The following is a 23,692-nucleotide window of genomic DNA, read 5'->3' as shown; positions in this document are numbered from 1 at the left end:
GGCCTCAGTCGTTGATCCGGACTGTAGCGCCGGTGATCGTGGTGGTTTCGCTACTGGTGGTGGTGATGACCTTACCCTTGATCTCGATGCCATCCGGAGTAAGCGTGATGCTGCTCTGCCCTACCTGCAGGATGATGTGCTGCTGGGCGCTGACCTGGATGAACTGGTTGTCCACTTGCAAAGTGAACGACCCTTGCTGGATGTTCATCACAGTGTCTTGCTGGATCGTTTCGGTATGGGTGCCACCGACAGTGATGGAGCGGTTGTTGCCAACATGGAGCGACTCATCCAGCTCGATCTCGGTGTCCATGTTGCGCTCGGCGTGAACGATGATCTGCTCAGCGCCGGCCTTGTCTTCAAAACGGAAAAAGTTTGCCGTGCCGCCGTCGCCTTTCATCGAGCGAGTAAGAAAACCACTTTGAGTCTTGTTGGCCGGCAAGGACCAAGGCGGCATATTGCGACTGTTGTAAAGACTGCCGATGATTAGTGGACGGTCAGGGTTGCCGTCGAGAAATTCAACCACAACTTCATCGCCGACACGGGGAAGCAAAATGCTGCCGAATCCACCACTGGCGCCCGATTGAGCAACACGTACCCAGCAGGAACTCTGGTCATTGAACTCACCATTACGGTCCCAATGGAACTGAAGCTTCACCCGACCAAGTTCGTCGGTATAGATTTCTTCGCCGGGCGGCCCAACCACGAATGCAGTTTGTGGCCCAACGATCACACCGCGCGGTGTGTGTAAAGCAGGCCGGAAAGGGATCTTGCGCCGGATGCACGTAAAGCTGTTCTGATAGCCAGCCTCACCGCCATTGGCGTAGTTGTTTTGCCCCCAATGCTTGATCGTCAAAAGCAGAAACTGCCGATCATCCTGGGCATCATTGTCATGGTCATAGTGCTGTGCCAATTCGAAATAGTAGCCAGGTTCCATCGAACGGCAGTTGCTGTTACCGCTGAACGTCTTGCCCTTGACCTCCATTGCTTCCAGGCGATGACGAGCCTTCTGCATGCCATCATCCACATTGGCATAGCCATACAAGCCTTCGTATTCGAAAACCTCAAACTGACCGACATCGCCTTGTTTGTTGATAGAGTTCAACTGAACAAGCTGGGGATTGCCAGGTTGTTTGTAGTCATAGGATTTAAGTGAAAGCCGGGTTGGCTGGAACTTACGGCTGGACGACCAGGCGGTGATGGAATCTTCGGTCTCGGTGACGGACGCTCGGTGGTAGCGAATCACCGGCTGCCCTGAGAGTGGCGGTAGTGCAATGCTGTCATCGGTAATGATCATCCGATGACCCTCTTTACTGTGCTGGAAGGTAAAGAACAGCCCTTCCTGTTCAAGCAAACGCAGGACAAAATTCAGGTCCGATTCCTGATATTGCGTACAGTAACTAATAGGCTTGAGCGGCTTGCTCAAACGAAACTCATGGTCGGCCAACTCAAGGTAATAGGCAAAAACTTCCTTGACGATCTGCTCGGTGGTTTTGTCCTGAAAAATGCGTGAGTCACGTCGACGGCTGAGGATCCACAACCACGGCACCAACTCAGCATTATAATTGGCCACACCACCATCAGCACCACTGTGAACAAAATCAGAAACGTGGGCACTGATGTATTTAAAACTGCCATCAGCCAACGTAATGGCCATGGTAACTTTTTTGCCAATAAGTTTTTTTAGTTCGATTCTGGCATCCTGAGACACCAACTCAACGTCGTACCTGAAGAGTTCAGAAATACCCTCCTCGCCGGTAAATCTCAGCAGTTGCAGCTCCTGATCATCCGGCAAGGGCGAATCAAAAGTAATCAAACGTTGATGCTGGGTAAAAATCTGCGCCAGAGCGTCCGTAATCATCCAATGCGTCCTGCAGAAGGCTGGAAATCTTCCCATGAAAACGCCATGGTAGAACGGTGTCAAGTCGACATCCTAATTGATATCAATTAGCCATCAGGATCTCAATTTGCCACTACTCGAGCCTTTAACGCCTTAAAAACAAACATTTAAGGCCCATTCGGTTAAGCCGACTCACAAGCAACTGACGCCCCATACGCCCTTGTAAGCAAACGCGTAGTAACTTCATGGTCATCCAACTCCGTTATTGACCCAACATCCGCAATAGCAGATCTGACTGGATGGGACACATACGGAGGGCTCCCCTGTGTTTGATCTTGCTGTTTTTGCGGTGTAGGCTGCCCGCAAAGGACGCTGGCCCGCTCAGCAAATATCGATACAGACAAGGAGAGACTCGTCATGAGCCTGAGCAACTCCCAGCTCAGTCAGTTAGACCGTGAACTTGATCACAATCAGCGAGAAATGGTGGTCATGCCCATGGATGACTTTGGGGCGCAGAGCGTTGGTTTCGACACTTCCAGCAGTACTACCCAAGCCCCTCAAGTATGTAGCCGAACTCAGGCGAACATGCTGAGTGGCGTGCAGAACGGTACCCAGTCCCTTTACAACGCCACTGTACATCCTTTCGTCAATACCAACTGGGGCGTCCCAAGCGCTCTGGGCGCATATGATGCCTATAACGTCACAAAACTGGTTCGTGACATCGGCGGACTTGGAACCAAGGCAAGAATCTCCACTCATAACGGGCGGCAGTATTTGATTATTACGGGCTACCCTGGCCTTCGTAACAAATTACGCGGCACTCGCTATGGCCTTCGTAATGCACAGCTCGTAGACATCGGAATTGGAAAGTATGGAATACGAGGCTCATCAATTACTGGCTTTAAGTTATCTTGCTATGTAGCTGTAGGTGTCGAAGTACTTGAGTGGTTCTTCAATGATGAAGCTATGATGACTGACCTCTTTGCAGGCGTAGGGGTAGAGTTGATCAAAGCTGGCATTGCTTCTGCAATAGGCTATGCTGCTGCCTTGGCCGCAGGAGCATTCTTCACAGCTGCCGCAGCACCAGCGATAGCAGGAGCCATTATAGTTCTCGCCATTGGCATTGGCTTAAACGCCATAGACAATCACTACGGCATAAAAAATTCCGTAAAAGCCGGTATGCGCTACGCAGTAGATCACGTGAACTATATTCAGGAAAAAATCACCAAAATTTCGGCCAAAAATCTTCAGAACTATGCTGAGGAAGTAACGGTCAACGTTGCCACAGAAATAACAGAAGCGCTGTACAAAGAAGCAAAATCCTGGGTGATACGCAAAGTTAACCCTAGCGAATTTAATCTCCCCAGTTGGCCAGAAGCACCTAAGCTACCAAAGCTGCCTGGGTTCACCTTACCGAAATTTTGAATGCCCATGAAATCTATAACCCCCTCAGCTGAAATGTCTGCAGCGAAATTAAGGTTAATTGCTCTAGCATTTATACCTGGCTTGCTCCTTACTGGCATATTCTCTATTTACTGGCTCTGGACTAATATAATACCTATCTATGGGCGAATCTACAGAGACGCGCCTGTTGTAGAGGTGCCTTACTTAGCATTCGGCTTACTCATGGCACCTCCCGGAATTCTAATTCTGGTTGTAGGGGCATCTATAGCCGCCTGGAACGGCAAAAAATTTGATCCCCCGCGGTCATCGAAACTCTATCGCTTTCAGAATTTAATGTTTAGCGCCTCCATAAAAACCATAATATATGTTGTTCCGGCGCTAATGATATCAACCACCTTGCTACTATTAGCCCGCGACTACTCACCTTGCCCAAAATTACTAATATCGGGTTCTGCCTGGCAACTATTCTGGGTCAATGATGAACGTGCGTGCTTCAAGCCGAGCCGCTACATCAACGGTAACTGGCCTTGTAAGATAGTCGGTGATAAAGAAGTATGCATCCAGGTAGATAGCCGCTAAGTCAACCATGGTAAACTCCAAACAGGACTCTGCCTCACGCGCAAGCCGTTAGATTCACGTGTCAAAATTTTTCTGCAGTTCTATGCTCTCGGCGCTGCGGAATGCGGCCGGATCCGCACGCCGATGGAATGGCGCGAGATTCCTGGCCGCTACCTTTTCGCCGAAGAGGGCCTTCAGCAATACGTCGAGCTGGAACATGCATTCGCGGAGTTTCGCATCGAACTGACTGGCGGCGAGTCACCAATACTGCGTCGACTCAAACTAGGGGGCCGATCTACCTCGTAGCCGCTGCCGCCAGGCTGCGATCGGGCGTGAAACGGCCGTCATTTCGGGTCTTGGCGGTGATTGGATGACGACTGCTTCGCAGCCGATCTCAGCCTGGCGGCAGCGGCTACGGCGATTCCCCGTTTAGTACGTGGCGCCCCCCCCCCTGTCCCTCCCAAATCCCCCTCGGATGCCATCATTCAAAAACCGCAATCCCACCTCTCCACCCTGTTCATTTGCGAAAAAAATCGCCTTCAGAAGCGGACCTGGTTCACTTTTTCAAAAAAAATTTAGGGCCATAATTGGATCCAAGCACCCCCACCTAACCCCCTGATTTACCGGGCCAGAACCAAAAAAAAGCACCCGTAATCTACCAATTAATAGCATTGAGACATCATTGCGGTAGTTCACAAAAACGCGAAAAAATCTGCAACCAGCTTGGAACTTCTCCCCCAGAGAGCTGCCCTACTGGACATTGCTGGCAACTCGATATTCATGTGCCAGCACCCTCTCACGACCTCCCAGCAGTGCGTGGGATGACTGTGATCCGCTGCCATCGCATACCGATGTTACGGGACCGACAAGAAGGCTCAAGGACGATGCACCGATGACACAAACGTTTGATGTCGAAGCACTGATCAGGCTGCGTAGCCAGACCCGGGCGATTTCCGATGTGCTCAAAGCGCAAGCCTCGGACTATCTCTCGACGCTGGCCCTGCTGATCCGTCCTCAAACGTTGTTCGGTGAATACCTGCAAGGCGCGCAGCGCAGCAGCGGACGGGAAACCCAACACCATTTCAAAGAGCTGATCGAGCTTTACGAGCGCATCGGTTCGGCTTCGCCATTCCAACTGGTCAGCGAGCTGGAAGTGCCGCTGAACCTGATCAGCACCACCCCCGAATTGTTCCCGCTGGAATATGACAAGGTCCTCGCGCAAAGCGGCCAGAGCATCCGTATCACCAGCCCTGTGCGCTGGGTCGTAGGCTTTAGCTCATTCGACCTCGCACAGTTTCGCAGCGTGATCAAAGACCCCAATCGCAGCAGCGCCGAGTTGTACCGCTTCGTGGTGCATTACCTGGTGTTGTTCTACTGCCTGAGCAAATCGCCAGGGTTGAGCCGCCTGTTCGAAGGCCTGCGCTTTGCCCTGAGTTTCGAGCGCCTCAAAGGCTTTGGCGATCTGCCGTTTTGCATCATCAGCTCGCCAGTACGTTCCGAGTTGCCCGATGAGGCGGTGATCCGCAGCAGCACGCAGATCGCCGGCAACACCAGTTTCGAAGAGCTGGTGAGCCGCGAAAACATCATGGAAATGAACGATGAAATCCGTCAGCGCCTGTTGCTGACGATCGAAGGACTGTAACGCGTCCGGTCAATCGTAAAGACCGCTACGCAAACGATTTGCAGCGAATTGCTCGCACAGGAGATCACCATGGCGAAGAAGGAAAGTACCCAGCACAAACTCGACCGCGTCCGCGCGCCTCGGGTCCACATCACCTATGACGTAGACATCGGCGATGCTCAGGAAAAGAAAGAGCTGCCGTTTGTCGTCGGTGTGCTGGGTGATTTCTCCGGCAACCCACTGGAGCCTCTGCCCAAGCTCAAGGACCGCAAATTCGTCTTCATCGACCGCGACAATTTCAACGGCGTGCTCAAGGGCATCAAGCCGCGCCTGACCTATCGCGTCGACAACACCCTGGCAAAGAACGGCACCCAACTGGGTGTCGAGCTGAACTTCAACAGCCTGGAAGACTTCGAGCCACAGAACGTGGTCAAGCAGGTCGAGCCGCTGCGCAAGCTGCTCGAAGTGCGCAACAAGCTGGCCGACCTGCGCAACAAGATGGGCGGTAACGACAAGCTTGAAGAGCTGCTGATGGACGTGTTGCAGAACACCGAGAAGCTTAAAACCCTGGGCAAGGAATTCGGCCGTGACGCCGAAGCTCCCGCCAACGATCGCAACGCGTAAGCAGGAGCCTGACGATGACCGACAAGCAAACCGTGGCGCAACAGGCCAGCGATCTGGTGGAAGTGGAAGCCTTCGCCCCGCAATCCTCGCTGCTCGACAGCATTATTTCGCAAAGCCGCGTGGCCCGCTCCGAAACCGAGCGCACCCGCACCCGTGACCTGATCGGCGAGCTGGTCGGCCAGGTGCTGGAAGGCGAAATGACCCCGAGCAAAGATCTGATCGCGGTGCTCGATGCACGTATCGCCGAAATCGACGCGATGCTCTCCGAGCAGATGAACGAGATCATGCATGCCCGTGAGTTCCAGCAGCTGGAAGCCTCGTGGCGTGGCCTGAAGTACCAGGTCGACCAGACCGAGACTAGCACCACGCTGAAGATTCACCTGCTCAACGCCTCGAAAAAGGACCTGGTGCGTGACCTCAAGGCCGCCTCCGAGTTCGACCAGAGCGCGCTGTTCAAGAAGATCTACGAAGAAGAGTACGGCACCTTCGGTGGTGCACCGTTTGGCATGTTGCTGGGTGACTACGAGTTCAACCGCAACCCGGAAGACATGTACCTGCTCGAAGAGATTTCCCACGTTGCCGCAGCAGCCCACGCCCCGTTCATTTCGGCGGCGTCGCCGGAGCTGTTCGGCTGGGACTCGTTCACCGACATGGCCGGCCCGCGTGACCTGGCGAAGATCTTCGACACCGTTGAATACGCCAAGTGGAAATCGTTCCGCGCCTCCGAAGATTCGCGCTATGTCGGCCTGACTCTGCCCCACGTGCTCGGTCGTCTGCCTTACGGCCCGGATACCACTCCGGTGGAAGAGTTCAACTTCGTTGAAAGCGTCGATGGCCGCGACCACAACAAGTACCTGTGGATGAACGCTGCCTACGCACTGGGCACCCGGGTGACCGACGCGTTCTCGCGCTACGGCTGGTGTGTGGCGATTCGCGGCGTTGAAGGGGGTGGTCTGGTCGAAGGTTTGCCAACCCACACGTTCAAGACCGATGACGGCGAAATCGCCCTCAAGTGCCCGACCGAAATCGCCATTACCGACCGCCGCGAAAAAGAACTCTCGGACCTCGGTTTCATCCCCCTGGTGCACTGCAAGGGCACTGACTACGCCGCGTTCTTCGGCACCCAGTCGACGCAGAAGCAGAAGCAGTACAACACCGACATTGCCAACGCCAACGCGCGGCTGTCGGCGCAGCTGCAGTACATCTTTGCCACCTCGCGCATCGCTCACTACATGAAGGCGATCATGCGCGACAAGATCGGTAGCTTCGCTTCGCGTAAAGACGTCGAGTTGTTCCTCAACAAGTGGCTGGCCAGCTACGTGTTGCTCGATGACACCGCCAGCCAGGAAGCCAAGGCCAAGTTCCCGCTGCGCGAGGCGCGTGCCGAAGTCTTCGAAGTGCCGGGCAAACCCGGTGTGTACAAGGCCGTGACCTACCTGCGGCCGCACTACCAACTGGATGAGCTGACCGCTTCGTTGCGGCTGGTTGCCGAATTGCCGCAATCGACGCGCGGCTGACCTGCGACTGTTCTCAAGGATGGAACATGAGTAACCCACACCGGCTGTTGCCTTCGCTGCTGGACCGATTGCTGGACGACCGTCCGTTTCAATCGGTGGAAGCGTCTGCGCAGCGCTCGTGTTCGCTGGCCGACTACAAGGCCAGCATCGTTCGCGACCTGGAGATTCTGGTCAACACGCGCCAGTCCCTGGTCGCCAACGAGTTGGAGGGTTTCCCCCAGCTCAACGGCACCATCCTTGATTACGGCATGCCCGACTTCATCAGCAAGAGCGTACTCGACCCGCAGGACCGGGCGTTGATCCAACGCCAGCTGGAAAAGGCCATTACCACCGGCGACCGGCGCTTTCGCAGCGTTCGTGTGCAGCTACTGGCCCAGCAAACCGGCCATCGCATGTTGACCTTCCGGGTAGACGCGGTACTGCGTCTGCAGGACATCAGCCGCCACGTCTCGTTTGATGCGGTGCTGCAGGTCAACACCCAGGAATACAAAGTGCAGAACCTCAACTGATGCTCGACGATCTGTTGCCCTATTACGAAAAGGAACTGTCGCACCTGCGCTTTCTCGGCCAGGAGTTCGCTGCGCAGTATCCGAAAATCGCCTCGCGCTTGCTGATCGAGGGGGACAACTGTGAAGACCCGCACACCGAGCGTTTGATCGAAGCGTTTTCGTTTCTGGCGGCGCGGGTACACAAGAAGCTCGATGACGAGTTTCCCGAAATCGTCGAATCGTTTCTGGAGGTGCTTTACCCGCATTACCTGCGCCCTACCCCGTCGATGTCGATCGTTGAGTTCAGCCTCGGCAAGCAGGAGAAAGTCACCGAAGCCTATCGCGTGGCCCGCCACACCGAGCTGCATGCCAACCCGATCGAGGGCGTGGTGTGTAAGTTCCGTACCTGTTATCCGGTCGAGGTGTGGCCGGTCGCGGTGCAACAGGCGTCTTTTGTCGAGATGGAGCGTTCGGCCTTCAACGGCCACAGCGCCGACTTGGTGGCACGCCTGCGCATCCGCCTGGAAGCCACTTCCGATGTGCTGTTCGGCAAGATGGAACTGGACCGCCTGCGCTTTTTCCTCGACGGCGAAAGCACGCTGATGCTGCAACTGTACGAGTTACTGTTCAACAACCTGGCCAAGGCCACCCTCAGTTTCCAGGACCAGGGCCGCAGCCGCGAAGTGGCCCTGCCGGTCGACGCGCTGAAAACCGTGGGCTACAGCCGGGACGAAGGCCTGGTGGACTATTCCGAGCGTTCATTCCTCGGTTATCGCCTGCTGCACGAATACTTCACCTTCCCCGACAAGTTCATGTTCTTCGACCTGTCGGGTTTCGCCCGTATTCTCAATGGCAAAGACATCGAGCACGTCGAGATCAACTTCTATTTCTCCGATTATGACTTGAGCGAGCGTTTGGCGCGGTTGACGCAGAACATTGGACGCAACAATTTCAAGCTCAACTGCACGCCGATCATCAACCTGTTCCGCCAGCAGGCGGAGCCGATCAAGTTGTCGCACACCCAGTATGAATACGCGGTAACCCCGGACATCCGCTTGCACAACGCTGCCGAGGTGGTATCGATCGATCGCGTGCGCCGGGTGCGCAAACTCGGCGGTATCGACCAGGTCGGCACCTGTCACCCGTTCTTCGAACCACGGGAAGACCAAGGCCACGACAACAGCTTCTGGATCGCCCGCCGCCACGCCCAACGCGACGGCTCGAATATGCTGATTCGGGTAGTCGACCGTGACCTGGAACTGATCGATGGCAACAGCGACACCTTGAGCATCAGCCTGACCTGCAGCAATCGCGATGTTCCGCTGATGCTGCCGTTCGGGGGCGAGCGTGGCGATTTCAACATGCCGTCCAACTCGGTGATCAAGGACATCCGCTGCCTGCGCAAGCCCACCGCCTCAGTGCGGGTGCCGCTGGGTAACGGCCTGATCTGGCGGTTGATCTCGCACCTGTCGCTCAACCATATGTCGCTGGTGTCCCAGGGCCGCGAAGTGCTGCTTGAACTGCTGTCGCTGTACAACTACCGCAACGTCTCGGCGATCCGCAAACAAATCAATGGCATCAAGGCCGTGAGCAGCGAGCCGGTGGTGGCGCGCATTGGCCACCCGCGGCCGAACTTCGTACGCGGCGTGGGCATCACCCTGACCTTCGATGAAAGCCAGTACACCGGCAGCGGCGTGTTCCTGTTCGGTATGGTCCTGGACCATTTCTTTGGCCAGTACTGCTCGATGAACAGCTTTACCCAACTCACCCTCCGCACCTTGCAACGTGAAAAGAGAGTCGTCCAATGGCCCGCGCGAACCGGCGATCAGCCCCTGGTCTGATTGACCAGGCAAGGGCCGAGCCGCACCGATTCGAATTTTTTCAGTTGGTGCGTTTGCTCCGCCTGCACTACAGCAGAACCGGGCGCATGGACCTGGCCACCCGACCGCACGAGGACCCGTTGCGGTTCCGCTCGCAGCTGTCGCTGAATTTTCCCGCCAGCGAGGTCAGCGACCTGCATTTCGAGCGTGAAGGCAAGGTCTCGCCTACCGGCCTGCCGCTGTCGGAGGTCCAGGTCACCTTCATGGGCCTGGTCGGGCCTTCGGGGGTGTTGCCACGCCCATACACCGAGCTGTTGCTGGAACGCCACATTCAGTACCGCGACGACGCCGCCCATGCGTTTCTCGACATCTTTTCCCACCGCATGACCACGCTGTTTTACGAGGCCTGGCAAAAGTACAAGTTCTACATCGAGCACGAGCGCAACGGTACCTCGGGCTTTGACCGCTACCTGCTCAATCTGGTGGGCCTGGGGCCTGAGGCGCAGCGGCAGAAGTTCGAACGCCGTCAGTCGCCGCTGCGCCGCGAGCTGTTCAGTTACTTCAGCGGCCTGTTCAGCCAGAAGCCACGCAACGCGCTGAACCTGGAAGTGATGCTCAGCTTCTATTTTTCCCTGCCGTTCAAGATCAAGCCGTTTGCCGGGCGTTGGCTCAAGCTCGACGCCTCGCAGTGCACCCAGCTGGGACGCAAGAACGCCTGCCTGGGACAAAGCGCCGTGGCCGGTAACCGGGTCTGGGACTATCAGTCGTGTGTACGGATCGAGCTGGGGCCGCTGGCGCTGGCGGATTATCAACGTTTCCAGCCAGGCACCGCGGACTACTGCCGGCTGGTCGAGCTGGTGCGTTTTTATGTCGGTGCCGAGCTGGATTTCCAGATCGCTCCACGGCTTAAAGCCGACGCCGTTCCGGCCGCCCGTCTGGGCCGTGGCGGCAATGTTTCGTTGGGCTGGCAGGGCTGGCTCAAACGCCCCGGTGTCGACGTCGAGCCTTCGCGTTGCGCCGTTTTCCAAATTCCTTTTGATGGGGTCGCCCTGTGAACCTGAAGTCTCTGTTCGCCAAGCTGAATGAAACCAGCCGCACGGCCACTGAAAGCGCGGCGGCCCTGTGTCTGTCGGAGCAGCATTACGACGTCGAAGTCGAACACCTGTTGTTGCAGTTGCTCGACAGCAGCGACAACGACTTGCCGGCGATCCTGCGCCATTACGATGTGGTCGCCGAGCGCCTGCAGGCACAGCTGGTCACGGCCCTGGGGACCTTCAAGAAAGGCAACACCCGCACCCCGGCACTGTCACCGCATATCACCCGGATGATTGAACAGGCCTGGGTACTGGCCTCGATCGAGTTCGGCCAGGGGCAGATCCGCACCGCTCATCTGCTGCAGGCGTTGCTCGATGACGCCGAGCTGCGCCGGGTGGTCATCGCCTCGGCGCCGGAGCTGGAGAAAATCAACGCGGATGACCTGCGCCTGAACCTCGCCGCCCTGGTCGAAGGCAGCGCCGAGTCGAAGCTCGCCAGCCCGCTGACAAGCCCAGCGGCAGCAGTCGCGACGGCCAGCAAAAGCAACGGCAAAACCCCGGCCCTTGACCAGTACACCATCAACCTGACCCAGAGTGCCCGCGAAGGTCGCATCGACCCGGTTCTGGGCCGCGAGTTCGAGGTACGGCAGATGGTCGATATCCTGACCCGCCGCCGCCAGAACAACCCGATCCTCACCGGTGAAGCCGGCGTCGGCAAAACCGCCGTCGTCGAAGGGCTGGCCCTGCGCATCGCCCAAGGTGATGTGCCGTCGGTGCTCAAGCATGTTGCCCTGCATACCCTGGACCTGGGGCTGTTGCAGGCCGGTGCCGGGGTCAAAGGTGAGTTCGAGAACCGCCTCAAGTCGGTGATCGAAGAGGTCAAACGCAGCCTGCACCCGATCATTTTGTTTATCGACGAAGCCCACACCCTGATCGGCTCAGGTGGCCAGGCCGGGCAGAACGACGCCGCCAACCTGCTCAAGCCAGCCCTGGCCCGCGGTGAGCTGCGCACCATCGCGGCGACCACCTGGGCCGAGTACAAAAAGTACTTCGAGAAGGACGCCGCCCTGGCCCGCCGCTTTCAGGTCGTCAAAGTCGAAGAGCCAGACGAAGATAAAGCTATCTATATGCTCCGCGGTCTGCTCGGCAAAATGCAGGAGCACCACAAGGTCGCGGTGATGGACGAAGCCCTGGTGCAGGCGGTGCGTCTGTCCAACCGCTACATCACTGGCCGCCAGTTGCCGGACAAGGCGGTCAGCGTGCTCGATACCGCCTGTGCGCGCATCGCCCTGGCGCAATCCTCGCAGCCCGGCGCGCTGGAAGACTGCCAACGCCAGATCGACAACCTGCAGGCAGAAATTGCCGTATTGGAGCAGGAAACCGGTAAAGGCCACGACCACGCACGCCGCTTGGCCGCGCTGCAGGAAGCCCTGCAGGTCGAGCAGCAACAGTGTGCGCGCCTGGAGCAGCAATGGCAGCAGGAGCTGGCGCTGGTCGAGCGCCTCAAGGCCCTCGACGCCTCGCCAGGCGAATCGCCCGATGCCAACGAAATCGCCGCGCTGCGTGAAGAGCTGAGCCGTGTGCAAGGCGACCAACCGCTGGTGCATGCGCTGGTCGATGGCAGCGCCATTGCTCAGGTGATCAGCGGCTGGACCGGCATCCCGCTGGGCAAGATGCTACGTGATGAAATCGACACCGTACAGCGCCTGCCGGCCTTGCTCGGCGAACGGGTACTGGGCCAGGACCACGCCCTGCACGAGATCGGCAAGCGCATCAAGATTTCCCGCGCACGCATGGAGGACCCGAACAAACCGATTGGCGTATTCCTGTTGCTGGGCCCCAGCGGCGTCGGCAAGACCGAAACCGCGCTGGCCCTGGCCGACACCCTGTATGGCGGTGAGCGCAACCTGATCACCATCAACATGTCCGAATACCAGGAAGCGCACACCGTTTCGAGCCTCAAGGGCTCGCCACCCGGCTATGTCGGTTACGGTGAAGGCGGCGTGCTGACCGAAGCGGTACGCCGCAAGCCTTACAGCGTGGTGTTGCTCGACGAGGTGGAAAAAGCCCACCCGGATGTGCTCGAACTGTTCTTCCAGGTCTTCGACAAAGGCGTGCTGGACGATGGCGAAGGCCGCGAGATCAACTTCCGCAACACGGTGATCATCCTCACCTCCAACACCGGTACCGAGCGGATCATGCAGGCGTGCCTGAATGTCGAGCACGCGCCGACACCCGAAGCCATCGTCGAGGGCCTGCGCGATGAGCTGAACCAGGTGTTCAAGCCGGCGTTTCTCGGGCGTTTGAGCATTGTGCCGTTCTATCCGGTGCAGGACATCATCCTCGAACGCATCGTCGCGTTGAAGCTCGAGCGCATCCGCAAACGCTTCGAACGCAATCACCAGGCCGAACTGAGCTACGACCAGGCCCTGATCAAAGCCATCGCGGCGCGCTGCACCGAAGTCGACAGCGGTGCACGCAACATCGACAACATTCTGTCCAGAACCCTGATGCCGGAACTCGCCCAGCGAGTACTGGAGCGCATGGCCCAAGACAGCCCGATCGAGCGTCTGACGATCGAACTGGGCAGCGATGGCGATTTCGCCTATTGCCTGACCTGAGCGAGTACCTACAGGTAAACACCATGGAACACAGACAAACAGGGAAGCGGCTGGCCATGCCGACGCAGATCAAACGCCTGAGCGCAGTGGCAATGCTGCTGGTGCTCGCCGGCTGTGGCGTCACTGACCGCATCGGCAAGCGCATGGACGACAGCTGGGCTGCCGACATGCTCGCCGACAGCGAGAAAGTCATCCTCACCTCCGACGGCGGCAATCAGCTCAACCCCGACGCCAACGGCTCGCCGTTGTCGGTGGTGATGCGCGTGTACCAGCTGACCAGTCTTGAGCGTTTCACCACCATCGACGCCGACACCCTGTGGGACGACCCGAAGAAGGCCCTCGGCAGCACCCTGGTGGAAAGTCGCGAAATCACCCTATTGCCGGGTATTGGTCAGATCGACCAGTGGCCGCTGAGCAAGAGCGCGCGGTATGTCGGTGTGGCAGCGTTCTTCCGAGTCGATGACGACGGCCGCTGGAAAGTCGCCTTCGACGCCGACTCGCTGCGCAAGGACGGTATCTGGTTCTCCTCCGACGGTTTGCGGATTTTTGTCGACCAGACCGACATCACCGCCCTGCGCGGCGTTGATGTGTTGAGCAAGCCGCCGACTGTCGAGCAGTTAACCGCCGCCCAGCAAAAGGCGGACGCATCTGGGCAGAACACCTGGACCGACAAAGTCCAGGGCGCCCTGCTCGACAAAGCCGAAGATACCGCCGGGCAGTCCGCGCAAAACGCCATGGATTCAACCTTCAACTCTTTAGTGGAAAGCGTTAAATGAGCAAGCAGAGCCGGGTGATGTGGTCGGAAGGCATGTTCCTGCTGCCCCAGCATTTCCAGTACCAGGACGAGTTCCATCAGCACCAGTTGGCTGAGGCGACGCTGCGCAGCACGCCCTTTCATTGGGGCGTGCAGGCCTTGCAGGTGGACGAGGATGCGTTGGCCAACGGTACCTTGCAGCTCAAGCGCCTGAAACTGGTGTTCCCGGACGGCAGCCTGTTCGATGCGCCCCAGCACGACCCGCTGCCCGCAGCCCGTGACCTCAAGGACTTGCTCAAAGGCAATGACCTGAAGGTCTACGCCGCGCTGAAGCTGCCCGAGCCGTTCGGCCTGAACTACGTCGAAGACGGCCAGGAACAGAAAAGTGCCCGGCGCTTTCGCAAGCAGTTCGACACCTTGCCGGACCTCAACGAAGGCGACCTGGAAAACGAAATCACCAGCCTGCGCCTGAACGTGGTGATGCTAGTCGACGGCGATAACCTCGATGGCTACAGCTATTGCCCGATCGCCAGGCTGTCGCGCAATAACATGGGTGGTTTCAACCTCGACCCGCACTTTGTTCACCCGACCCTGCACCTGGGCAGCCACGACACCTTGGTGGGCATGGGCAAACGTCTGCTCGGCGCGCTGCACGCCAAGAGCAAGGCCCTGTCAGGACGTCGTCGCGAACGTGCCGACCAGATTGCCGAATTCGGTTCCAGCGATGTCACCCTGTTCTGGCTGCTCAACACCGTCAACCGCGCCTACCCGCAGTTGGCCCACTTGCTGGCCCACCCGCGCCTGCACCCCGAGCGCCTCTACCTGTTCCTCGCCGACCTGGCCGGTGGCCTGCTGACCTTTACCCTCGACACCCAGCTCCATGACCTTCCCGAGTACGACCATCACGACCCGGCGGCCTCACTGGTCAAGCTCGACGAGATGATCCGGGTAATGCTCGACAACGTCGTGCCCAACCAGTGCATCGTCATCAAGTTGAACCAGACCAAACCCTCGTACTGGCAGGGCCAGCTGCAGGACCCGCGCCTGGCTGAAGCCGATTTCTACATTTCGGTACACGCCGACATGCCCGGCGCCAGCCTGCTGGAGCTGGTGCCGCGCGCCTTCAAGGTCGGCTCGCCCGAAGACATCGAAGTGGTGGTCAACAGCGCTATGCCCGGTGTCACCCTCAACCACTCGACGCGCCTGCCCAATGCGATCCCGGTGCGCCTGGACAATCAGTACTTCGCCATCGAGCCACATGGCCTGGTGTATGAACGCATGATGAATGCCCAGACCATCTGTTTCTACGCGCCCAGCGCCTTTACCAACCTCAAGCTTGAACTGATGGCGGTGCTCAAATGACTGAAGCCGTAATGCAGGGCGCCGTGACGGCCGCCAACGACAAGCCGGGCCTCAAAGACCTGGTACAAGACTTCATCAGCATGGCGCTGATTGTTCGCCGTGGCCGCCAAGTGACCTCGATCAAGGCCTTTGAGAGCAGTGTCGAGCGCTTCTTCACCGACCTGGAGCGCGATGCCCGCGCGGCCAACTACAGCGTCGAGCAGGTCAAGGATACGCAGTACGCGCTGTGCGCCTTTCTCGATGAAAGCGTGCTGCGTTCAGGCGATAACGAACTGCGCCAGCACTTCGAGTTGCAGCCGCTGCAGTTCCGCTACTTCGGTGTGCACCTGGCCGGTGAAGGCTTCTTCGAGAAAATCGATTCGCTGCGTGCCGACGTCAAGCACAACCTCGATGTGCTGGAGGTCTATCACCTGTGCCTGGCCCTGGGCTTCGAAGGCAAATTCAGCCTCGGCCAGAAGGACCAGCTGCGTTACCTGGCCAATACCCTGGGCCAGGACATCGCCCGCTACCGCAAGCCACCCAAGGCGCTGTCGCCCGACTGGGCATTGCCCGACCAGGTCTCGCACATGCTCCGCCACGAAGTGCCGGTGTGGGTGTACCTGGCGTTGATCGCGCTGGTCTGCGTCGCTGTCTATCTGACGCTCGACTGGTTGCTGGACAAGGACGTCGCCGCACTGTCCGAACACATCAGCCAGCTGTTCAGTGCCTGAGCACACACCAGGTAACCGAGTCAGGAAGACATGAAGACATTACTGCGTTTGTTGAAGAGTTTCTGGTTTCTCGTGCCGCTGCTGTGGCTGGCAAGCCTGCTGGCCTGCTGGTTGCTTGCGCCTCAGTGGCCGTGGCTGGCTATGCATCTATTGGAAGCGATGGCCATCGTCAGCGCCTGCTTCCTGCTGATCATTGTATTGCGCCAGTACCAGCGTATCCGCGCCGAGCACAACCTGGAAAACCTGCTGCACAAAGAAGCCGATCGCTCGTGGAGTGCCACCGGCGGTTTTCGCGACCAGCAGGTGCTGCGTGAACGTCTCAAGCATGCCATCGCCATGCTGCGCACCGACCGTTCTGCTGGCGGTGGGGGTTCGGCGGCGCTGTCGGACCTGCCCTGGTACCTGGTGGTTGGCATGTCGGCAGCGGGCAAGACCTCGCTGTTGACCCACTCGGGGCTTTCCGCCAGCGTCGCCACCGGCAATGAAGGTGACAGCGGTACTCAGCACTGCGACTGGTACTTCAGCGCTGACGCGGTGATGATCGATACCGCCGGCCGTTACCTGCACGATGACCAGTCGGCCAGCGAGTTCGCGGCGTTCCTGCGCACCCTCAGAAAGCAACGCGGAAAAGCCGCAATCAACGGCCTGGTGCTGGTGGTGAGCCTGCCCGAGCTGCTCGCCGCGAGCACCGATGAGCGCGAGAAACTGGCTGCCCAACTGGTGGCACGCGTCGAAGAGTACGCCGAGTGTCTGGACGCCAATCCTCCGGTCTACCTGATGCTGAGCAAGACCGACCAGTTGCCCGGTTTTCAACAAGCCTTCGACGGCCTGGACCTGCACCAACGTCAGCAGCCGCTTGGGATGACCTTCGGCCTCTCGGAAATCCGTAATAACGGCCTGCACAATGTCCTCACCACCCGGCTGAACAACCTCAACAACCACATCCGCCAGCATGTCGACGCGCAGATGATTGCCCTTGGCCCGGATGCCGACAGCACACTGCTGCACTTCCCCCAGTATTTTGCCGAACTCTCCGGGGTACTTGAGCAGTTCCTCGAGCATTTCGCCAATGGCCGCCAGGGCGCTACCCCGTTGTTGCTGCGCGGTCTGTACTTCACCAGTGCGCTGCAGACCGAGCGGCAGTTGAGCCAGGTGTATGAAGACGACATCGCCGAAGCCTTTGCCCTGCAAGCGGCCGCTGAGGAGCCTGTTCACGCTGAAGTGGGCGACAAGCCCGCCAGCAACCGCAGTTACTTCATTACCGACACCTTCCGCCGGGTGATCTTCCCTGACCGCGACTTGACCCTGTACCAGTCGCGTCTGGGCCGCAAGCAAGGGTTCAGCCCGGTGCTGATTGGCCTGGCCGCCGCCGCGGGCATCGCCTTTATTGGCTGGCAGAGCCTTTCGTTCGTCAACAACCGTCAATGGCTGGCCGGCTTGCAACAGCAACTGGCCGAACTGCAGCAGTCACCCGACCGCGAGCAATTGCTGGCCGCCGGCCAAGGCCTGGAAATCCTGCGCCAACAGATGGCGGCGATCGACAACCATCGTCTCAAGGGCGTACCGCTGCAGCTGGGTGCCGGCTTGTATCGCGGTGAGGCGGTTTACGCTGTCACGCAAAATGCCTACCTGCAGCACCTGCGCAGCCAGGCGCTGGAGCCGATCACCCTGCGCTTGCAGGTGCAGATGCGCGCCTTCAACAGCTTTGCCCAAAGCATGAACCAACCGTTGGATTTTGCGCCGACCGCGACGGGCAAAAGTACCGCCGCCAGCAAACTCAAAACCCAAGTGAACGCCAAGGCCAAGCAGGCCTTGGACAAGACGCGGGCTGCCGCCTACGTCGCCCCGTTGAACAAGGCAACCGCCAGCGATGCGGCGGAGCTGTCCGCTACCACCGGCGGCTTGTCACTGTCTGAGGAAATGCTCGGACGCCTGGATGAACAGCAAGTGGCGTCGATCATCGACGCTTACAACACCCTGAAGCTGTACCTGATGCTGACCGAACCGAAAACCCATCCGGAACCGGTATTCGTCGCCTCGACGCTGCCTCAGGCCTGGACCGCATCGACCCACGGCAGCGCAGCCGTCAGCAGCGACGTCATCGAACAGAACGCAGCGGTGTACGTGCACTTGCTCAAGCAAGGCCAGGCGCCGTCCCTGCCACGCAACGAGCAACTGATCAGTGAAACCCGCCAAAGCCTGAAGTCGTTCATGATTTCCAGCTCGCTGGTCGACCGTGAATACCTGCGCCTGCAACTGGAGTCGAGCCGCCAGTTCCCGGCCTTGACCCTCAACGACCTGGTGCCGATGCCTGGCCGCTCCTTGCTGTATGCCTCCGAAGCCGTACCGGCGATCTTCACCCGCCAGGGCTGGGAGTCGTTCGTCAAACCTGAGCTGATCAAGCTGGTGGCCGGCAACCTGCGTAACGAATCGGACTGGGTCCTCGATGGCGAAGGCGGTGACAGCATCGTGCAGAAGGCCAACTTCATTCGTGATTTCATGGCGCGCTACAAGCGCGACTACACCCAGGCCTGGTACACCCTGGTCGGCAGCGTCGGCGTGCGTCATTTCGCTGACCTGGCCAATGCCACCCAGCAACTGTCACTGCTCAGCGATGTACAGAACTCGCCCGTGAAGGTCCTGCTCAGCGCGGTCAACGACAACACCCAATGGGACCTCCCTGCCCCTCGGCAAACAACGCAAGCGGGCACCGAGAGCAAGGACGGGTCGTGGAGCAAGCTCACCGGCTTGTTCGGTGACAACACCCCCTTGCCCGAAACCCTCACTGCGGCGCTGCCTGCGGTGGACGACGGTAGCCTGGCCAAGCGCTTTGAGCCGGTGGCGCGGGTGTTCGCCGAGCACAATGCCGAAGGCGCCGACAGCACCATCATGGACCGCTACCTGGCCGCCCTGCGCAAGCTCAAGGTACGGATGAACAATATCCAGCGCTCGCAGGACGTCGGCAAGAGCAGCAAGCAGCTGATCAGCGAGACCCTCGAAGGCCAGCCGAGCGAAGTGACCAACGTGCGCAACTATGTCGAGACCAGCGTCGACACCAGCCAGGGTGGCTTGTCGCGCTCGCTGCAGGGGTTGTTCAGCCTGCCGATCCAGTTCGCCTGGGAAACCCTGCGTGACCCGGCAGGCGCGCAGATCGCCAAGGCCTGGGCGCAGCAGATCGCCAAGCCCTGGGAGCAGGTCATGGCCCACCGCTATCCGATCTCTACCGCCAGCCGCAATGAAGCCTCGATCAAAGACCTGCAGCGCTTCGTCGACCCCGAGTCGGGGCTGCTGCCAACCTTCAAGCGCAACGAAATCGGCAACCTGTCAGGCGGTGAAGGCCTGGGCATGAGCAGCGGCGCCAAAAGCAGTGCGCTGGTCAACCCGAACATGATCAACAGCATCGACAAAGCCAGCTCCGTGGGCCAGGTGATTGCCAGCCTGTCGGACCGCGACAACGGCTTCGAGATCATGCTTGAGCCTTCAGCGCAGTTCACCGACATTGTCTTTACCCTCGACGGCCAACAGCAGCACTACCGTAACGGCCGCAGCAGCTGGAGCCGCTTCTCCTGGCCAATGACCACCGCCACACCAGGCGCACGCCTGGACGTCGTCACCCTGACCGGCGCGCGCATCACCGTGTTCGACTTCCCCGGTCGCTGGGGCCTGTTGCGCATGAACGAAAGTGCCCGCGTCGCCGACCTCGATGGCATCCAGCAGCGCTTTAGCTGGAATACCGCCAGCGGCCCGGTGAGCCTGGTGGTACGTAACTTCGGCGGGGTGAAACTGACTGACCTGGGCGACGTCAAGGCACTCAGCGCGCTCAACGCTGGCAGGACGGCGCAGTGATCGGTTGCTTCGGCAAGCTCCCGGCGAGCGCGGACTTCGTCAGCCTGCATGGTGCGGCGGATGAGGTCTGCGAGTTCGACGCCTGGTTGCAGGCCGCGCTGGCGGCCATGCGTCATCGCGACGACTGGCCGACGCTGTTCGAGCACCTGCCGGTGTGTTTCTTCAGCTACCGTGCGCGTAACGGCAATTGCTTGCTGGGCGGTTTGATCAGTTCGAAAGATGCCAGCGAGCGGCGTTATCCGTTCTTCATCTTCCAACTGCTCAAGCCCCAGGATGGAGAGCCGCTGGTCAACCCCTTTACCCTCGGTGAGCTGTTCTGCGCGCAGATCAAACCGCTGCTGCACCTGGCTGTGCAAGGCAGCAGTAGCGCGGCGTTGTTCGAACGCATCAAGGCCCTGCGGCCGCTGCAAGGACAGGACGTCGACCTGTTCCGCCGGGTGCATGCCAAGTTTTTGCAGGACTTCAGCCTGCGTGACATCGCCACGGCACTGAGCGGCGCCTACCCGACCTTCGACAGCCACCAGGCACTGGCCCGAATACAGGCCCTGGCACCGTTGCTGCACGCCGACTGCGAGGCCGGCATCGGTTTGCCGTTGCCCGCCGAACGCGGCCTGAAAAACCCCACTGCCGACCTTTGGCTGACCTGGCTGACCCGCCTCAATGGCGGCCATTTGCCGCCCGTCAGTGTGCTTGCCGACGACTTTCTGCGCCCAAAGCTGTACTGCTTTCCTTCACGCCACAGCACCACCGCCTACCGCGTGTTGACCGGGACCTGTGAGGCCGCGCAGCACCATGACCTGTTGCCACCTGGCGAGCGGCACGCCAGCGCGCAGCTCGCCGATATAGACCGCCCCCTTGATCACGTTATCGACCGTTGTGTCGACGCGCTGGATGCCACGTTTGTATGAACAAGATCAAATACTACTGCTTGCGCTACCAACCCTACCTGCTGGGGGTATGCTTTTTCCTGGCGATCTTTGTCGTCTGGGCCATTGGCCGGGGCCTGGGCTTCGGCTCGCTGCACAGCCTGCTGGTGGGTATCGGTCTGTTCCTGCTGCTGTCGGCAGGCTATGTCCTGTTGCTGTACCGCGGCGTATCGCAGCACCACAACCTTGAAGGGCTGCTGCGTGACGACGCCGACCAGGCGGTGCTCAATGCCAACCCTGCCGACCGCGAAGAGGTCAGCCTGCTACGCGAACGCCTGCTGCAAAGCCTGGAGCGCCTGCACAGCAACAAGCCGCGCGCAACCCCGGCCAAAGACGCACTGTACGCCCTGCCCTGGTACCTGGTAATTGGGCAACCGGCCGCCGGCAAGAGCACGATGATCTACCAGTCGGGGCTCAACTTCCCGTATGCCGAGCGCGAAGGCGCACGGGTGGCCGGTTTGGGCGGGACGCGCAACTGTGATTGGTTCTTCAGCTCCGAAGCGGTGCTGCTGGACACCGCCGGACGCTACATGAACAACCCGGAAGAAGCCGGCAAGTGGCGTGCCTTCCTGCAACTGCTGCGTCAGCACCGTCAGCGGCGGCCGCTCAATGGCCTGATTGTCAGCGTCAGCATCGACGACATCCTCAAGGCCTCGCCAGAGGATCAGGAGCGCCTGGCCAAGCGCCTGCGCGAACGTATCCAGGAAAGCTGTGCGTTGCTCGAGGTACGCCTGCCGATCTACCTGGTGTTCACCAAGTGCGACCTGATTCCCGGTTTTGCGCCGTTCTATCGCCAGCTCGATGACAGCGCGCGCGGTGAAGTGATGGGCAAGACCTTTTCACACAAGGGCTATGAGCAGGCTGACTGGGGGCAACGCTTTGGCCAGGCGATGGACGAGCTGGTCGGTTACTGGCAACAGGTTGCCCGCCAGCAACTGACCTTGCAGGACATCCAGGTCACCCGTGAGAACAATGCGGCCTATCGCTTCCCCCTGGAACTGGCAGCACTCAAGCCACGCCTGCAGCAATTTGTCGACAGCCTGCTGCGCGCCAACCCTTACCAAAACGCCGAACTGCTGCGTGGTTTCTACTTCACCAGCGCGCTGGATGCCGACCAGGCGCAACTGGGCGGCCATAGCCAGTGGGTGACCGAGCGCTTCGCCCTGCAAAACGGCGCGCAGGCCGCCAGTGGCCAGAGCCGGCCGGGGCCGCTGTTCATCAATAGCCTGTTCCGCAAGGTGATCATTCCTGACCAGCACCTGGTGGCGCTGTACACCAGCAACCATCGTCAACGCCGGCGCACGGCCGCCTGGGTCGGCGGTGCCAGCCTGGCCGCGGTACTGCTGTGCAGCCTGTGGGGCTGGTCGTACTACAACAACAGCAGCACCCTCGCGCAGATCTCCGCCGAGCTCAGCGAGGCGGCAGCGCAAGACGCCAGCACCAGCGGCCAATACACCGCTTGGCACAGCCTGGATCGCCTGCGTTTCTGGAGCGCTCATTACTACCAGCAGCACCACGATCAGGGCGTGCCGCTGCGCCTTCGTCTGGGCCTGTACCAAGGGCATGACGTCGAACCACTGCTGCGCGGCCGGTACTTCAGCTGGCTGCAAAGCGTGATGCTCAAACCGACTGCCGACAACCTGACCCGCACGCTGTACCTGCTGACCACGCTCAAGGTCTATCAGCGCAACAGCCGCGACTTGATGCCGGTGACCGGTGTTGACAGCGTCGAGCCCGAAGCACTGCCTCACGATAATCGCGCGCAGTCCATCGCCGACTTTGGCAAGGCGACGCTGGACACCTACGTCATGCTGTCGCCCGGCCAACGGAAAAAAGCCGATCCGGTGTTCCTCAAGGCGAAAATTCCCGACTACTGGTACCCGGCAATAGCCCGTAAAACCGGCAAAACCATGACTGCTGTCGACAATCAGGCCAGTGCCAGCCAGGACTACTTGTTCGCCAGCCGTCAGATCGACTTCTACAGCGATCAGATCCGTGAACCGGATGTGCCTCGGATCCTCGACAACGCCTTCCTGACATCCAGCTCGCGTAATTACATCAACAGCCTGCTGACGCAGTCATTGCGCTCGATCGAGACCATTACCCTGGAGTCGGACACCTTGTTCGCCTTCGCCCGCGCCGATTTCCAGAGCCTCAAGAGCGAAGGCCAGCGTCAGTTGAGCGCTATCGCCAGCAAGCTGTTGAACACCCCCAACATCGGCAAAATCATCATTTCCGGGCACGCCGACCAACTCGGCGACCCACAAAGCAACCTGCAGGTGTCGCGGCAACGGGCGCAGACCATCCGCACCTACCTGGTCGGCAAGGGGGTACCTGGCGAGCTGGTGGACGCCCTCGGCGAAGGCAGCCGCAAGCCGCTGGTCAAGTGCGACATGCACATGTCCAGGGCGCAGCTGATCCAATGCCTGGAGCCCAATCGACGGGTCGAAATCGAAGTGCGCGGGCTCAACTGAGGCCGCGTCAGTAAAGAACCGGCTGCCCGGGCCTCACAGGAGGAGGCATGGGCGGCGGCAAGCTACCTCTGTTGAGCTGTCAACGAGGTTAAACGA

16 protein-coding genes and 1 pseudogene are annotated in these 23,692 nt (G+C 59.4%); 16 read left to right on the top strand and 1 reads right to left on the bottom strand.

All coding sequences use genetic code 11. The annotated features are described in order from the left end of the window. Window positions 1-4: 4 nt before the first annotated feature. Window positions 5-1,858: a type VI secretion system Vgr family protein gene (locus CX511_RS10600; RefSeq protein WP_101291810.1), complete on the bottom strand. Its 1,854-nt coding sequence runs from the start codon at window positions 1,856-1,858 to the stop codon at window positions 5-7. A 396-nt stretch (window positions 1,859-2,254) separates the two neighbouring features. On the opposite strand from CX511_RS10600, the gene CX511_RS10595 reads away from it, so the two are divergent. The 16 genes and pseudogenes from CX511_RS10595 (at window position 2,255) to tssM (ending at window position 23,596) form a co-directional block, all read left to right on the top strand. Further along, window positions 2,255-3,262, top strand: coding sequence for a hypothetical protein (locus CX511_RS10595; protein ID WP_101291811.1), 1,008 nt, complete (start codon window positions 2,255-2,257; stop codon window positions 3,260-3,262). 33 nt (window positions 3,263-3,295) lie between these two features. Continuing rightward, entirely contained in the window at window positions 3,296-3,820 is a 525-nt protein-coding gene (locus CX511_RS25640) for a hypothetical protein (RefSeq protein WP_101291812.1), read from the top strand. A gap of 96 nt (window positions 3,821-3,916) precedes the next feature. Continuing rightward, window positions 3,917-4,105 (top strand): annotated as a pseudogene (locus tag CX511_RS25635) (hypothetical protein); the annotation flags it as partial. Between the two features lie 586 nt (window positions 4,106-4,691). Continuing rightward, complete coding sequence (locus tag CX511_RS10590; protein WP_045183940.1) at window positions 4,692-5,441, top strand: hypothetical protein; 750 nt, start codon at window positions 4,692-4,694, stop codon at window positions 5,439-5,441. Window positions 5,442-5,510: 69 nt separating this feature from the next. Further along, window positions 5,511-6,044, top strand: coding sequence for a type VI secretion system contractile sheath small subunit (tssB, locus tag CX511_RS10585; RefSeq protein WP_101292561.1), 534 nt, complete (start codon window positions 5,511-5,513; stop codon window positions 6,042-6,044). A 14-nt stretch (window positions 6,045-6,058) separates the two neighbouring features. Further along, window positions 6,059-7,561, top strand: a complete 1,503-nt coding sequence (gene tssC / locus CX511_RS10580) for a type VI secretion system contractile sheath large subunit (RefSeq protein WP_045183943.1) — start codon at window positions 6,059-6,061, stop codon at window positions 7,559-7,561. 26 nt (window positions 7,562-7,587) lie between these two features. Beyond that, the gene (gene tssE, locus CX511_RS10575; RefSeq protein ID WP_045183946.1) at window positions 7,588-8,070 is read left to right on the top strand and encodes a type VI secretion system baseplate subunit TssE; all 483 of its coding nucleotides are present in this window, start codon (window positions 7,588-7,590) and stop codon (window positions 8,068-8,070) included. Then, the gene (gene tssF / locus CX511_RS10570) at window positions 8,070-9,890 is read left to right on the top strand and encodes a type VI secretion system baseplate subunit TssF (RefSeq protein WP_045183948.1); all 1,821 of its coding nucleotides are present in this window, start codon (window positions 8,070-8,072) and stop codon (window positions 9,888-9,890) included. Before tssE ends, tssF begins: the two co-directional genes overlap by 1 nt. Further along, on the top strand, window positions 9,854-10,924 hold the full coding sequence (tssG, locus tag CX511_RS10565; protein WP_101292563.1) for a type VI secretion system baseplate subunit TssG: 1,071 nt from the start codon (window positions 9,854-9,856) through the stop codon (window positions 10,922-10,924). Before tssF ends, tssG begins: the two co-directional genes overlap by 37 nt. After that, window positions 10,921-13,524: a type VI secretion system ATPase TssH gene (tssH, locus tag CX511_RS10560; RefSeq protein WP_045183951.1), complete on the top strand. Its 2,604-nt coding sequence runs from the start codon at window positions 10,921-10,923 to the stop codon at window positions 13,522-13,524. Before tssG ends, tssH begins: the two co-directional genes overlap by 4 nt. 23 nt (window positions 13,525-13,547) lie before the next feature. Continuing rightward, window positions 13,548-14,300 carry a type VI secretion system lipoprotein TssJ gene (gene tssJ, locus CX511_RS10555; protein ID WP_101292565.1) on the top strand — a complete coding sequence of 251 codons (753 nt, stop codon included), beginning with the start codon at window positions 13,548-13,550 and terminating at the stop codon, window positions 14,298-14,300. Next, the gene (gene tssK / locus CX511_RS10550; protein WP_101292567.1) at window positions 14,297-15,640 is read left to right on the top strand and encodes a type VI secretion system baseplate subunit TssK; all 1,344 of its coding nucleotides are present in this window, start codon (window positions 14,297-14,299) and stop codon (window positions 15,638-15,640) included. Before tssJ ends, tssK begins: the two co-directional genes overlap by 4 nt. Next, window positions 15,637-16,350: a type IVB secretion system protein IcmH/DotU gene (icmH, locus tag CX511_RS10545; RefSeq protein ID WP_101292569.1), complete on the top strand. Its 714-nt coding sequence runs from the start codon at window positions 15,637-15,639 to the stop codon at window positions 16,348-16,350. Before tssK ends, icmH begins: the two co-directional genes overlap by 4 nt. 30 nt (window positions 16,351-16,380) lie before the next feature. Further along, a complete protein-coding gene (locus CX511_RS10540; RefSeq protein ID WP_045183958.1) occupies window positions 16,381-20,196 on the top strand; it encodes a type VI secretion protein IcmF/TssM N-terminal domain-containing protein in 3,816 nt (1,271 codons plus the stop codon). After that, window positions 20,193-21,104, top strand: coding sequence for a type VI secretion system-associated protein TagF (gene tagF, locus CX511_RS10535; RefSeq protein WP_045183960.1), 912 nt, complete (start codon window positions 20,193-20,195; stop codon window positions 21,102-21,104). Before CX511_RS10540 ends, tagF begins: the two co-directional genes overlap by 4 nt. Continuing rightward, on the top strand, window positions 21,101-23,596 hold the full coding sequence (tssM, locus tag CX511_RS10530; RefSeq protein WP_045183962.1) for a type VI secretion system membrane subunit TssM: 2,496 nt from the start codon (window positions 21,101-21,103) through the stop codon (window positions 23,594-23,596). The genes tagF and tssM overlap by 4 nt, the downstream gene beginning before the upstream one ends. The last annotated feature ends 96 nt before the right edge of the window (window positions 23,597-23,692 follow it).

Source organism: Pseudomonas sp. S06B 330, from assembly GCF_002845275.2.
Taxonomy (GTDB): Bacteria; Pseudomonadota; Gammaproteobacteria; order Pseudomonadales; family Pseudomonadaceae; genus Aquipseudomonas.
This window is presented reverse-complemented; position numbering and strand designations above follow the sequence as displayed.